The sequence below is a fragment of the Solibacillus sp. FSL R7-0682 genome, assembly GCF_038005985.1.
Taxonomy (GTDB): Bacteria; Bacillota; Bacilli; order Bacillales_A; family Planococcaceae; genus Solibacillus.
This window is the reverse complement of the sequence record NZ_JBBOUI010000001.1, coordinates 2,368,606-2,382,044: the sequence shown is the minus strand read 5'-3', so window position 1 is coordinate 2,382,044 and position 13,439 is coordinate 2,368,606. Positions and strand designations below refer to the sequence as shown.

Here is a 13,439-nt window from a genome sequence, read left to right as displayed (position 1 = left end):
ACCACTCCTTAGTCAATAGGTTTTAATTTTGTCATAATTTCTTCGCGCCTTACTTCTAAAAAGTCAGGTAAATCTAATTGCTCACCAAGTGTTTCAATGTCACCATCTCTTAGGAAACCAGGACCATCTGTTGCAATTTCAAATAATATTCCATTGGATTCGCGGAAATATAAGCTTTTGAAATAATAACGATCAACAATGCCAGATGTTTGGAAGCCACGTTTTTTTACTTGCTCATTCCAAAAATTGAGTTCCTCATCATTTTTAACGCGGATGGCTAAATGATGGATACTACCGCGGCCTGGCTTTTCCGATGGACCATCCTGCTTAATGGCATAAATTTCACCAAACATTTCACCAGCTACAGATTGAAATAGCTTCGTATTTTCTGTTTGTTCGATAGCTGTATAACCAAAAAGCTCCGTTAATGTAGCTGTCAGCTTTGATAGATTTTTCACAGTGATTTCTACTGTACCCATTCCTAGAATTTGATGTTCAGTTGGAATTGGTGATTTTTCATACGTCTCCCAATGGTCAATTTTATTCCCATACCCAGCTATTAAGGCCATACGTAATCCTTCTTTGTCTTCAAACAATAGGGCAGGTCGGTTTGCAAAGGTTGTGATCCCTTCATTTGCAACGCTAAATTCATTCAAGCGTTTTTGCCAATAATGTAAGCTTTCCTCGGACGGAACGATCAATCCGATTTTCGTTATTGCATTCGTACCACGATGTGTTCGTCCGACAAGTGGAATTTCAAAAAAGGATAATTCAGTACCGGGACTGCCTGTTTTGTCCCCATAAAATAAGTGGTACATTGATGGATCATCTTGATTGACAGTTACTTTAACGCGTCGTAAACCGAGCACTTCACGGTAAAAATAGTTATTGTCATTGGCGTTTTTTGTAATCATTGAAATATGATGATGCCCTGGAATTGTATACATATTCTTTACCTCCACTAGTAGTTATTGTTTTATTCGTTTTTCACTATTTTTTTGAACGCGAGACATGAGATTTAATAATACTTTTTGTTCTTCTTTTGATAAGGCTTCATCGAAAAAGGATGATTGGAAGGCTAACTGTGCATCAAATGCTTGATTCAATAGCTGTTCACCTTGTTCGGTAAGTGAAATCTTTTTTGTCTTCCATTCTTGCTGTCGCTTAATTAAGCCGTCTTTTTCAAGGCGAGAAAGCATACGTGAAATTCCGCCTTCCGTAACTGTCACCTTTTCTGCCAGTTCAGCTTGTGTAATTGGTGAAAAAGCTGAAATTTGCAATAATACATCAAATTGTGCCGTTGTTAAGCCAAAGTCTTTTAAAAATTCATTTGATAGCAAATTGCTTTGATGCGTAAAGCGCATAATTCGAAGCCAAATAAGGGAACCAAGTGTGTTGTTTTTCATAGGCAACATCCTTTCGTTAATATCACTTTACTACTCAAGTGAAGAAATTGCAATAAAAATATCTTGAATTCGAAACAAAATAAATGCAAGAGAAAAAACCCTGCACACGTAAAAGATATTTTACGCATGCAGGGTATGACCATCACATTTAGTTTATAATTTTGCCATTAAGCTAAATGTGATGAAGAAAATACTCTACTATCTATTCAACCGTTGTAAATTTAACTTTTATAAGTAGGAAAAAATTAAATAATATTATCGCTGCACTTATGAGGAAAATAGGTTGTATTGGAAGGGTATCTGCCCAAATACCACCAATTAACAAGCCAATCGGTAGGGCGAGCTTCATAATCATAGAAGATGTACCTGCGACACGCCCAAGTAAATGATTCGGTGTTGTTTCTTGACGAAGTGCTAAATAAACAATATTTGTCATTGTAGAAATTGCAGTACGTAAACCAAGAAGTACGCCAAGGAAAATCCACTGCTTTGTAAAAAACATCATAGCTAATATGATTACCTCTACAAGTGTACTATATGTATAGATTTGTCCACGTCTTAATTTTTTGCGTAAAGGTTGAATAACTTTTGCTCCCAAAATACCTCCACACGCAGCAATTGTTAACATAAGACCAAGCTGTTCTTTTGTTAGTTGTAGCTGATCGAGTGCATAGAATGTCAGTATGCCAATAATAAGGGACGAGGCAAAATTTGAAAAAAAGATTGTCCAAGTTTGAATAAATAACGAGCGATTACCAATAAGTTCGATGATTCCCTCTTTTAAATCTTGAATAAGTGTTGCTTGTTTTCGAACAGGAGTCGGTACGCGTTCAATAAATTGAACAAGTATTAATGTGACAACATGACACGTTAAAAATAACCATAAAAACATATCATTGGAGACCCATAGAAGCATTGCCCCTAGTAAACCGGGCCCAATGATCGATACAAGCGTATACATCATCGCAAACTTGGATTGAATATCCGTCATATATTGCTTATCAAAAAGCTGTGGCAGTATGGCGTTTGTTGCACTACCTATCATATAACCTAAGCTAGAAAGTAAAAATCCGAGTACATAAAGTGTCCAAAGAGAAAGATCTTGGCTTGTTAGGAAAAAGACAAATAATGCGGCAATAATAACACGGGTTGTATTTGCATATTGCAATACTAGGCGACGATTCATTCTATCCACAAATACTCCGATGAGCATTCCAAGTAGCACGTTTGGCAAAAACTCCACCATTCGCATCATACTCATTGCAAAGGCCGATTTCGTGTACTCGTATAAAATAATAGGAACAATAAATGTAAAAATGACAGATGATACATTGGATAAAAGGTTAATTGCGTAAATCTTTTGGAATGTTTTGTGATGGTATAAATTCATGACGTTTCCTCCTTGTTAAAACAACACCTTTTGCGCCAAAATAGTACGAAATGATGTATTTTTTTATGTGGATTTCCTTGAAATACTTAAACTTTCTTCACTAAAGTAGTGTAAAATAAGAAAAGAGGAACATAAAGTGATTGATTGGTAAAAATAAGTTCACCTTTTAGGAGAAAAACGATGCATTATGAATTAGTTTTACATCAGTATTTCGAAGAGCAAAGAAGAACAGAAACGTCAATTGACCAGCTCGCATGTCTTTGGCAATGTTCTGACCGATATGCGAAAATTGTAATAAAGCAATTACATGAGCAACAAAAGGTACTTTGGGAAACGTCGCGTGGGAGAGGGAGAAAGCCATTTTTGACACTTCTCCACTCAAAAACCGATGCTGTGCTTCAAGCGCTACAGCCGCTGTGGCAACAGAAAAAATATGATAAGGCATTTCAACTTGTGAAGGAGTTTCAATTGCAACAACATCCTAGTATACAAGCATGGATGAACGAGCAATTTGGCCTGCATGCGTATAATGAAGAACATGTTTTCATACAGCCAACATATTATGTTGAACTATTTTTAAATCCATTAAAGGCTGTTTCCCGACATGATATGCATATTTTAGAGCAGTTGCATGAATCGCTATTTAGTATAAATGATCGGCAAGAGATTGAAAAAAATCTTCTTTTTGACTTTAGTACAGAAGACTATAAAACATGGCATTTTGTCCTTCGAAAAGGAGTATTGTTTCACAATTTAGAGGAGCTTACAGCTAATGATGCAGTTGCCTCTTTACGCTATGTTCAACCATTTTATAAAAACATATTTACAATTGAATCGATGGGCATCATTAGTCGCTACGCGTTTTTAATGACATTGAATCAACCATTTGCACTATTGCCGAATTTTTTGGCGAGCATTCGTTTTGCTATTTTTTATAAAGGACAGGAGCCAACAATTGGTTGTGGTCCATTTCAGCTAGCTGTACATACAGAGGAGCGGATGCGCCTCCAAACTTTTACGCGTTATTTTAAACCACGGCCATGGATAGATGCAGTAGAGCTTATTTATCAAGAATTTGAGGCTGATATTGTGAGGAAAATTCCTTTCAATGCGCACATTCCATATCGTGAGATTATTTCACAAGAACAGGGAGCTGATTTTGTTGCGTTAAATAGTGCTTTTGGGGAGTTAAAAGACACCGATCGGCGTGCTTATATTTGGCACTTATTAGATCCCGTTCAATGCCTCATAGATCAGGAACGAGAGACGATTGCAGAGAGCTGGATAGTGGGGGAGCACAATAAACTACCATCAGAAAAACCAAAAAAACCTCAATTTTCACGTCCCCTCGTCATTGGTTATCAGGAAATTCGTCAAGGGGTTAACCATATGTTCAAGGTAGAACCAATTCAGCAGCTTCTTTTTGAACAAGGAATTGAAAGCACTACAATATGTGTTGACTTAAAACTTCAACATGAACAATTACATGAAAAAATTGATATCTTCGTAGGAGGAAATGCTCTGAATGATAATTTGTTATTATCGTATTTTATGATGTATTTTAGTGAGCCTCGAATTTTCCTGAATTTTTTACATTACAATGCGCGTCAACAAGTTGATCGTTTATTACAGCAAGCATCAAGACAGGAGAACGGTTTAGAGAGCTTCAAGCAAATTGAACAGTTGTTAATTGATGAATACACGTTAAAGTTTATGACGCATCGCAAGCATAATTTTTACGTGAGGGAAGATACGCAGTATAAACATGTTGAATTTGATCAGCATGGTCGTGTCAATTATCGGAAAATCTTTTACAAAGAAATTTGAGGGGTTAACGAGAACGTTTTATAACGGTAAGAAAATGATAGGAAGCTGCAATTTATCTGTTGAAATTAATGAAATTGAAGAAAAATAAAAGATGAAAAAACGCCTGATGCGATTGCGTCAGGCTAGCAGTATTACATAGTTGGTACTACTTTCGATCGTTTGCATTTAGAATGCATAAATTCATCAATGAAAAAAGCAATTATGGCGAGCGGGAGGGCTACGATTAATGTTAAATCAACAGCTATTGTAGAAAATTGAATTTTCATTTCAGCGGGGAAAATAACTACTGTTGCAAATGCTAGAATAAGGATAAGCACAAACTTACCTATATTTTTAACAGAATGGTTCAAACGACGTGATAATAGTTCTGCTAAATAAAATGAGGCGGTTCCGTACAATAAAATAATTGGTAAAAATAGAAAAGTAAAAGTGACTACCATCAGAATTAACTCTACTGGATACTTCCATTCCCCAAATAAAATGCCAAAGACCCCAGTTAAAGTAATGAAAGTACTAATTAACAAGGCGATGACAATCCGAAATAACATAAAATCTCCTTTCGTAAAAAGACTAGATCAGCTACGTCGTGTCCACATTTCATAAAATAAACCTTTCTGGGCAATTAATTCATCAAAATGGCCATTCTCACCAATTATACCTTCCTGCATGACAAAAATTCGATCCATCTTTTCAAGTCCTGTTAGCTTATGGGTGATCAAAATGACTGTTTTATCTTTTGTACAATCGAGCATTTCTTGAAATAATACTCGTTCTGTATCGTTGTCTAAGCTAGTAAAAGGTTCATCGAGCAACCAAATCGGGCTATTTTTTAACAATACACGTGCAAATGCGAGTCGCTGTTTTTCGCCACCGGATAAATTTTCACCTTTTTCATATACAAGATGGTCTAATGAGAGGGGGAGCTGCGCACGTTGTAATACTTTTAGTAGTTTTTCATCTTCTTCCTGTTCCCCAGCAATTTTTAAATTGTCCCGGATAGTACCAGAGAAAAAGTGGTTGTGTTGTAATTGTACGCTCATAAGTTGCCATAAAGATTGCGAATCAACCATACTATAAGGAAAATTATGAATGGAAATCGAACCTTTAGTTGGCTTTAGTCCATTGATTAATAATTGAAATAACGTTGATTTTCCAGAGCCACTTGGACCAACAATGGCGATTTTTTCGGCCTTTTCAATTGTAAAGGTAATATTGCGAACGACTTCGTTTATTCCTTCTTCATAATGATAAGCTAGTTCTTTAGCGTTCAGTACATATGGCTCGCAATATTCCAGATAGATCGAGCCATCGTCGTAAGTAGTAGGTATATTTTGGAGACGAGTCATTGCCTGTTCAGACTGTTTATAGTGATAGGGTGCAGTAGCTAGTGGTATTGCCGTTTCAAAAACAGTTAATGTAATTAGTATAAGCATAGCTAAATAGAGTCCCTCCATCGATTCGATGGATACAAAATACGCACCAATAAAGATGACGACAAATACAGTTAACAATGTTGCAGCTTGATTGACAAATTGCATCTGGATGATTTGATGATGTTCTTTTCTTTTATCAGAAGAATAATTTATGCTTAACTGTAATAATTTCTCTTTTTTGTGTTCTAGTAAATGGAAATGCTTTAATTCCTTAAAGCCATATAAAAATTCTGCAGTGTCATTCATTAGCGCGTGTTTCGAAGATGACATATGCTGTTTTTTTAAGGTAAATATTGCGGGAATAATTACAGCTACTAATAAAAAGCCTCCTAATAAGGCAAAAGCAATCCAGACTGAGAAAAATGTAGTAAAAATAACGGTACATATAAAGACGAGCAGTGCTACAAGTGGGGGATAGACTACTCTTAAAAAGAAGTTTTGTAATGTTGCGACATCAGCGGTAATTCGGGCAAGCAAATCACCACTTTGATAGCGATTGAATAGTTTACTTGCGATTGGCTCAAGTCGATCGAAAAATTGGAGTCGTATATGTGATAATATGCGAAATGTTACTCGATGAGAAAGGAAACGTTCGGCATATTTGCTCGTCGACTTTACAACACCGAATACTTTTAAAAAGGCAGTTAATATTAGAATAATATAAAAGGGGGGCATTAAGGCGGCTTGCGAAATAAGTAGACCACTTTGGGCAAACAGTGCTACTGCGGTAATACCACTTACTGCTCCAGCAAGAAGTGCAAGGGCAATCTCTTTTTTTTCGTGCAAAATAATGTTAAAAAGCTCCTGCATTTTGATCCCCTCCATACCGCATCGATTGATAAAATGGATTTTCATGTAGCATATAATGTGTACCACTCGTGGAGATTTTTCCGTGCTCAATATAATACAAATAATCGGCAAACTTAAGTGTTTCATAGCGATGGGTTACAACAACAACAGTCGCATGCTTTGATAATTGCTTAATAGCTGTAGTAATCATTTGTTCTGTGAAAACGTCTAGCCCTGCTGTTGGCTCATCGAAAAATACGATACGAGGTTGTCGAATCAATGCCCGGGCAATAGCAATTCGTTGCTTTTCTCCACCTGAAACACCTAGGCTACCTTCTCCGATAAGCGTATCAAGTCCGTTCGGTAATTTTTCTAACCAATTACATAATTGTGCTTTATCTAAAGAAGAAACGATTTGTTCGTCGGTGAAATACTTGCCCATTGTTAAATTGTCTCGTACTGTTCCAGCAAAGACAAAAGGATGCTGATTAATAAAAATCATTTCGTCATACCAGCTTTGTTCACTTACATTTTGTCGTTTTTGATCATTAATTATTACGGATCCACTAAAGAGCTCAACCATACTTGAAAGCATAAGAAGGATTGTTGTTTTACCATGACCTGTAGGACCAATAAGCGCAATGACTTTGTTAGCAGGTATGTTCATCGTTATAGGACCAATTGTTGTACCATCCCCGTATTGAAATACAGCTTGCTGAAGTGATAACGAAGGGATACCGGATACCTTTTCTTGACCAAATTGAACATTGTGCGATGGTTTACATAACTCATCTTCCAGCATTTGCATTGCGGCTAAGCTACCTTTCCCAGTATGAAAGGCAGCGCCAAGCTCCTTTAATGAATTATAAAACTCAGGTGCTAAAGTTAGTACAAAAAAAGCAGGCGCAAATGTAAGCGTTTGGAAGACAATCATTTGAAAGCCGATTTCGAGTGCTACTAAGCCAACGCCGAGAGTAGTAATGAGTTCAATAAATAATGTGGAGGCAAAGGCAATTTTTAAAACGGACAAGGTCGTATCCATAAAGCGTGCATTATAATGCTTTAAAACGTTACGTTGTTGCATCGTTTTTGAAAATAGTTTTAATGTTTGTAAACCGTGTAGTAAATCTAAAAATTTTCCTGAAAAGCGGTTCATGGCATCAAGCTGTTGCTCTGTCTTTCTTTTCGTTTGTTGCCCAATAATGACATAGCTTAAAGGAATAAAAGGGGCAGTTATAAGTAAAATGAGCGCGCTTAATGGATGTGCAAAAACGATACAAACAAGTAGTACAATCGGAACAATTTGAGATTTCATTTTTTGTGGCAAATATTCACGGAAATAGCCATCAAGCTCATCAACAATATCAACATATAGAGATATTTTCTGTCCAGCTTGTTTTTGTTTCATTGTTTCAGTGGCGTGCATTTGCCATTTCGAAAGAAGCATTTGGCGAATGTCATTTTTTGCGGTCATTGCGAATGTATTTCCGATACGTTGTAATAAATAGCCTGCGAACAAACGAATAGCAAATGCAATAAGCAAAATACCAAAATAGGGAAGTAGTGTATGGAAGGCGATTTTTTGTATAAATACACCTTCTACAATTTTTACGATACTAAATCCTTGTAACACAATAGAGCTGGCGATCATTAATGAAAGGAGGGCAAATATTAGCTGATACTGTTTAAATGATGGGAATAACTTCAAAAAACTTCGCATATTTATTACCCTCCAATTCCATTTCTTTACTTCTAGTTATTGCACGTTTATTGTCGTACTAAACAAAAAACGCTGAAATCTGTTCGTTAGATTTCAGCGATTAATATTATTTTACGTTTGATGCAATTTCTAATGCTTGTGAAAAGTCTTCAATTAAGTCGTCTTCATTTTCTAAGCCTACTGAAAAACGTAATAACCCGTCTGTAATACCACGCTTCGCTCGTTCCTCTGGTTCCATCGCTGCATGGCTCATTTTCGCAGGGTAGGAAAGAATGGACTCTACTCCTCCTAAGCTGACAGCAAATACCGGTATTTTCATTGCTTCCACAAAAGCTTTAGCCACTTGATAGCTCGGTAAACTAAATGATAATACCGCACCAGCAGAAGTTGACTGTTTATTATGAATTTCATACCCAGGGTGAGTAGCGAGTCCTGGATAATACACTTTTTCTACAAGTGGGTGATTGTCTAAAAACTGCGCGATACGCATTGCTACACGGGATTCCTCGTTGAACCTTACAGCTGTTGTTTTCATATTTTGAATAAGCGTATAGCTATCTTGTACACCTAAAACAGACCCGAATGAATTTTGTACAAAGTAGATGTCATTTGCTAACTTTTCATCGTTTGTTACAACTAAACCTGCTACTATATCTGAATGCCCGGATAAAAACTTCGTTGCAGAGTGAATAACAACATCTACTCCTAAATCAAGAGGTCGTTGATGGAGTGGTGTCATAAAGGTATTGTCTAAGAACGTTAAAGCCTCTTGTTGTTTTGCAATGTTTACGATAGCACGAATATCCGTAATGCCGAGTGTCGGATTCGAAGGGGTTTCGATGTAAAGGAGCTTTGTTTCTGGACGAACTGCTGCCTTAACTGCCTCAACATTTGTAAAATCAACAAATGTATGTGTAATGCCGTAGCGCGGTAATACTTTTGTGACAAATCGGTACGTACCACCATAAACATCTTCAGTAATAACAATATGATCACCTTTCGATAAAATCATAAAGCAAGCCGATACAGCAGCCATTCCTGTTGAGAAGGCAAAGCCACGGTTTCCTCCTTCTAATTCTGCAATAGCTTTTTCAAGTGCAGCGCGGGTAGGATTCCCAGAGCGTGCATAATCATATTCTCCAAATTCATCAATTGATTGTTGATGAAAGGTAGAAGATACATACATCGGTACATTGACCGCCCCTTTTTTATCGGCATATCCTTCACGTATTGCACCGTGGATTAGGGCTGTTTCTAAACGATTGCTCATGCGAATTCACCTCGTAATGAATCAAATACTTGTTGTAAATCAGCAATTAAATCATCTGCTTCCTCTACACCTACAGAGAAGCGTAATAAGCGGTCACAAACACCACGGGCTAAACGCTCGTCATAGGGCATATCCGCATGCGTTTGAGTAGCGGGGTAGGTAATAAAGCTTTCAATACCTCCTAAGCTTTCGGCGAATGTGATCAGCTTCATAGCTTTTAAAAACGGATTAATCATTGCAGCATCTTTAACACGGAATGATAGCATACCGCCTTTACCCGTATATAAAACATCGGTTACAAGAGGCTCCGTTTTTAAGAAGGTAGCAATCTTCTTCCCATTGGCATCGTGCTGCTTTAGGCGTAAATGCAAAGTCTTTAGTCCGCGGATTAATAGCCATGAATCCATTGGTGAAAGCACCATTCCGACTCCGTTATGGTAGAAGGAAAGCTTTTCACAAAGCTCGGCTCCTTTGGCAACAACGAGGCCTGCTAATACATCATTATGGCCACCAATATATTTTGTTGCACTATGTATGACGATGTCAGCACCAAGCTCAATTGGACGTTGGAAATATGGTGTATAAAATGTATTGTCGATAATTAAAAGAAGGTTATGTTTTTTTGCAATTGCGGCATACGCTACTATGTCAATTTCCTGCATTAAAGGATTCGTAGGTGTCTCAATAAATAAAGCTTTCGTATTTTCATTAATTAAATATTCTACTTCCTCTACATTTGAAAATGAATTATATACTGGTTTAATATTGTAGTTTTCAGCAAAAGTTTTAAATAAACGATACGTACCGCCATACAAATCCTCTGGAACGATTAATTCATCGTTAGGCTTAAACAATGATAACACTAATTGGATGGCTGCCATGCCGGAGCTACAGGCAAAACCTGCATCACCAGACTCTAAGTCTGCAATTCCATTTTCTAAAATTTCACGTGTGGGATTTTTAGTACGTGTGTAATCATAGCCAGTAGATTCGCCAATACCTGAATGTTTATAAGCAGTCGACATATAAATAGGGGGATTGACTGCACCAGTTTTTGGGTCGCTTAAATTTCCTAGTTGCACTAATTTTGTTTCAATCGAACGTTGTGACATGAAAAACACTTCCTTTGTAAATTTACGAAACATTATGAATGAATCGATTATTAACTCAATTTAACACGTTCAAGTATCTGGGACAATAACAAAAAAACCTAACACACTTTTTAGCATGTTAGGTAATCGATTATTTTGCTTCGTTTTCTTTTTTTAATAAATCACGAATTTCTTTTAGTAATTCTTCTTTTGTATCTAGTTTTGGTGTTGGTTGTTCCACAACTGCTTCTTCCTTTTTACGGTTAAACTTTGAAATGACGCGTAAAACGATAAAAATAACGAAGGCAATAATTAAGAAATCAATGATTGATTGAACAAAAACGCCAAGTGCTACTTGTGCGTCACCTGAACCAAATTTCCATTCATTTGTTAAATCAATGCCGCCAGTTAAAATCCCTACTAAAGGCATAATAATATTTTTTACTAATGAGTCTACAATTTTCCCAAATGCAGCACCAATTACTACCGCTACTGCTAGGTCCATAACATTGCCACGCATGGCAAATTCTTTAAAGTCTTTCCACATATAACATTACTCCTTTTAATGTAAATTCCTGCAACTTCTTATTGTACCGAGTCGTTTTCTAAATTACAACTATGAAAATAGGGAGTTTTCCCCTTATAATAAAAGAATAGTAAAAATATTATCGTGATATCTATAATTGAAATTATGAAAATAAGATTGGTGGCACATATGGCAACAAAAAAGAAAAAACCGATGATTTCCCCAAATACAAAACTATTTTTAATCCTACTTCTCATTCCGATTACGCTAACAATTTATATTTTTGCCTATTTTAGTTGGAAGGAATTCCGCTTTCCATTTAGTGATTTTTTTGCTGAAAAGTCGGTATATCAGCAAATTCAAGAACAATTTGATATGGAAATCCCGATAGAATACATACCTGTATATGTTGAGGCTGAACAGAAATATGGTGTACCATGGACATTACTAGCTGCACACCACCGTGTTGAGACTCGATTTTCGTCAATGAAATCTCTTGTATCACCAGTAGGGGCTGAAGGACATATGCAATTTATGCCATGTACATTTGTAGGATGGAAGCATCCTTCATGCAAAGGGCTTGGCCAGGGTGAGATTTCGGAAAAAGAAAAAACGAACCCAGCAGTCATTCAAAAATACGGGGGCTATGGTGTTGATGCAAATGGAGATGGGATAGCTGATCCATTTGATATTGAGGATGCAGTACATAGTGCTGCCAAATTTTTGGCCCGAGCGGGTGTGAAAGATGGTCAATTTAAAAAGGCAATCTTTCAATATAACCATAGCGATAAGTATGTAGAAGATATTTTATATTATTATAATCAATACAATGACTACGGCGAGCAATTAAAAGAAATCGCGTTACAAACAAAATAAAAAGTGTGACAATGTCACACTTTTTATAATAGATGCGTATAAAATTTACATAATGTGGCAACAATGTTTATGTTGCTTTACGCATTGATCTTAAGATAAAGCTTACAATAAAGATTAATACAATGGCACCAATTAAGGCTGGGAATACGTAAAAGTCAGAAACTTTCCAGCCCCAGTTTCCTAATATCATACTACCAATCCAAGAACCGACGATACCAGCAATAATATTACCAATAATCCCTCCTGGTACATCCTTACCTAAAATGACACCTGCTAACCATCCTAGTAAACCTCCGATAATTAAAAACCAAATGAAACTAATCATGTTGTCTTCACTCCTTTGAAAAGTTAAAAGATAATTGCATCTACTTAAGTATTTCCTAACTCCCAAAAGCCTAAACATTTTTTTGAAAATTTTTTGTGATTAATGTTCGCGGTTATTTAATATATGCACCTAATGTCGATTCAAAATGACTTAATGCCCAATGATGCCCGATTTCGTTAAAGCTTGCTACTGCATTTGCTGGAACAGCAATTTTATAACCTAAATTATAAGCATCTACTGCAGTATGTAATACACAAATATCCGTACACACGCCAACTAAAACGACTTCTTCAATTTTACGTTCACGTAGCAATAGGTGTAAATTTGTACCAGCAAATGCACTATAACGTGTTTTGTCGAATGAAATAACAGATTGTTTATATTTTTCATATACATCTTTGACAGAACCATACAATTCACGACCAGCTGTACCTGCAATATTATGAGGTGGGAATAATTTTGTTTCTGGATGATACGGATCATTTTCTACGTGAATGTCGTTTGCAAATACAACAATTTCATTTTTTTGTATAAACTGTTCAATTAATGCGGTAATATTTTTTTCAATCGCTTGGCCAGGTTCGCCACAAGTTAATTTTCCATCAGTCGCTACGAAATCATATGTGTAGTCAATGACGATTAAAGCTTTTTTGGACATGCTAAAACCTCCTTGAATTGTCATATTACTATTATGCCATGCTACCGTGAAAGTTGTGCAATGAAAATATTAACAAAATTTTCAGATTATTTTGATTTTGGATGTTGCATATTGTATAGTTAGTTTAA

General features: G+C 36.4%; 13 protein-coding genes. 2 read left to right on the top strand and 11 right to left on the bottom strand.

The window, feature by feature from the left end:
- Positions 1–8: 8 nt before the first annotated feature.
- From MKZ17_RS12105 to MKZ17_RS12095, 3 genes are all read right to left on the bottom strand, one after another.
- Positions 9–947: a ring-cleaving dioxygenase gene (locus MKZ17_RS12105; protein WP_340723988.1), complete on the bottom strand. Its 939-nt coding sequence runs from the start codon at positions 945–947 to the stop codon at positions 9–11.
- Between the two features lie 21 nt (positions 948–968).
- Entirely contained in the window at positions 969–1,406 is a 438-nt protein-coding gene (locus tag MKZ17_RS12100) for a MarR family winged helix-turn-helix transcriptional regulator (protein ID WP_340723987.1), read from the bottom strand.
- Positions 1,407–1,608: 202 nt separating this feature from the next.
- Complete coding sequence (locus MKZ17_RS12095) at positions 1,609–2,796, bottom strand: MFS transporter (protein WP_340723986.1); 1,188 nt, start codon at positions 2,794–2,796, stop codon at positions 1,609–1,611.
- A 180-nt stretch (positions 2,797–2,976) separates the two neighbouring features.
- Here MKZ17_RS12095 and MKZ17_RS12090 point away from each other — a divergent pair, with 180 nt between their 5' ends.
- On the top strand, positions 2,977–4,623 hold the full coding sequence (locus MKZ17_RS12090) for an SgrR family transcriptional regulator (protein WP_340723985.1): 1,647 nt from the start codon (positions 2,977–2,979) through the stop codon (positions 4,621–4,623).
- Between the two features lie 131 nt (positions 4,624–4,754).
- On the opposite strand, the gene MKZ17_RS12085 is transcribed toward MKZ17_RS12090, so the two are convergent.
- The 6 genes from MKZ17_RS12085 to mscL form a co-directional block, all read right to left on the bottom strand.
- Complete coding sequence (locus tag MKZ17_RS12085; protein ID WP_340723984.1) at positions 4,755–5,171, bottom strand: hypothetical protein; 417 nt, start codon at positions 5,169–5,171, stop codon at positions 4,755–4,757.
- A gap of 27 nt (positions 5,172–5,198) precedes the next feature.
- The gene (cydC, locus tag MKZ17_RS12080) at positions 5,199–6,866 is read right to left on the bottom strand and encodes a thiol reductant ABC exporter subunit CydC (RefSeq protein ID WP_340723983.1); all 1,668 of its coding nucleotides are present in this window, start codon (positions 6,864–6,866) and stop codon (positions 5,199–5,201) included.
- Entirely contained in the window at positions 6,850–8,565 is a 1,716-nt protein-coding gene (cydD, locus tag MKZ17_RS12075) for a thiol reductant ABC exporter subunit CydD (protein WP_340723982.1), read from the bottom strand. Before cydD ends, cydC begins: the two co-directional genes overlap by 17 nt.
- Before the next feature lie 106 nt (positions 8,566–8,671).
- A complete protein-coding gene (locus MKZ17_RS12070; protein WP_340723981.1) occupies positions 8,672–9,835 on the bottom strand; it encodes an aminotransferase class I/II-fold pyridoxal phosphate-dependent enzyme in 1,164 nt (387 codons plus the stop codon).
- The gene (locus MKZ17_RS12065) at positions 9,832–10,947 is read right to left on the bottom strand and encodes a methionine biosynthesis PLP-dependent protein (protein WP_340723980.1); all 1,116 of its coding nucleotides are present in this window, start codon (positions 10,945–10,947) and stop codon (positions 9,832–9,834) included. The genes MKZ17_RS12070 and MKZ17_RS12065 overlap by 4 nt, the downstream gene beginning before the upstream one ends.
- Positions 10,948–11,077: 130 nt before the next feature.
- Positions 11,078–11,473, bottom strand: coding sequence for a large conductance mechanosensitive channel protein MscL (mscL, locus tag MKZ17_RS12060; protein WP_340723979.1), 396 nt, complete (start codon positions 11,471–11,473; stop codon positions 11,078–11,080).
- A gap of 168 nt (positions 11,474–11,641) precedes the next feature.
- Here mscL and MKZ17_RS12055 point away from each other — a divergent pair, with 168 nt between their 5' ends.
- Complete coding sequence (locus MKZ17_RS12055; protein WP_340723978.1) at positions 11,642–12,328, top strand: lytic transglycosylase domain-containing protein; 687 nt, start codon at positions 11,642–11,644, stop codon at positions 12,326–12,328.
- A 67-nt stretch (positions 12,329–12,395) separates the two neighbouring features.
- Here MKZ17_RS12055 and MKZ17_RS12050 read toward each other — a convergent pair whose 3' ends face one another.
- Complete coding sequence (locus tag MKZ17_RS12050; protein WP_340723977.1) at positions 12,396–12,653, bottom strand: GlsB/YeaQ/YmgE family stress response membrane protein; 258 nt, start codon at positions 12,651–12,653, stop codon at positions 12,396–12,398.
- 112 nt (positions 12,654–12,765) lie between these two features.
- The gene (locus MKZ17_RS12045) at positions 12,766–13,311 is read right to left on the bottom strand and encodes a cysteine hydrolase family protein (RefSeq protein WP_340723976.1); all 546 of its coding nucleotides are present in this window, start codon (positions 13,309–13,311) and stop codon (positions 12,766–12,768) included.
- Positions 13,312–13,439 lie beyond the last annotated feature (128 nt).

What these genes read in the sequence shown, in the direction of transcription:
- MKZ17_RS12055 (WP_340723978.1), top strand. Translation starts at nt 11,642, where the DNA reads ATGGCAACAAAAAAGAAAAAACCGATGATTTCCCCAAATACAAAACTA.
- MKZ17_RS12095 (WP_340723986.1), bottom strand. Translation starts at nt 2,796, where the DNA reads ATGAATTTATACCATCACAAAACATTCCAAAAGATTTACGCAATTAAC.
- cydC (WP_340723983.1), bottom strand. Translation starts at nt 6,866, where the DNA reads ATGCAGGAGCTTTTTAACATTATTTTGCACGAAAAAAAAGAGATTGCC.
- cydD (WP_340723982.1), bottom strand. Translation starts at nt 8,565, where the DNA reads ATGCGAAGTTTTTTGAAGTTATTCCCATCATTTAAACAGTATCAGCTA.
- MKZ17_RS12045 (WP_340723976.1), bottom strand. Translation starts at nt 13,311, where the DNA reads ATGTCCAAAAAAGCTTTAATCGTCATTGACTACACATATGATTTCGTA.
- MKZ17_RS12085 (WP_340723984.1), bottom strand. Translation starts at nt 5,171, where the DNA reads ATGTTATTTCGGATTGTCATCGCCTTGTTAATTAGTACTTTCATTACT.
- MKZ17_RS12105 (WP_340723988.1), bottom strand. Translation starts at nt 947, where the DNA reads ATGTATACAATTCCAGGGCATCATCATATTTCAATGATTACAAAAAAC.
- MKZ17_RS12070 (WP_340723981.1), bottom strand. Translation starts at nt 9,835, where the DNA reads ATGAGCAATCGTTTAGAAACAGCCCTAATCCACGGTGCAATACGTGAA.
- MKZ17_RS12065 (WP_340723980.1), bottom strand. Translation starts at nt 10,947, where the DNA reads ATGTCACAACGTTCGATTGAAACAAAATTAGTGCAACTAGGAAATTTA.
- MKZ17_RS12090 (WP_340723985.1), top strand. Translation starts at nt 2,977, where the DNA reads ATGCATTATGAATTAGTTTTACATCAGTATTTCGAAGAGCAAAGAAGA.
- MKZ17_RS12100 (WP_340723987.1), bottom strand. Translation starts at nt 1,406, where the DNA reads ATGAAAAACAACACACTTGGTTCCCTTATTTGGCTTCGAATTATGCGC.
- MKZ17_RS12050 (WP_340723977.1), bottom strand. Translation starts at nt 12,653, where the DNA reads ATGATTAGTTTCATTTGGTTTTTAATTATCGGAGGTTTACTAGGATGG.
- mscL (WP_340723979.1), bottom strand. Translation starts at nt 11,473, where the DNA reads ATGTGGAAAGACTTTAAAGAATTTGCCATGCGTGGCAATGTTATGGAC.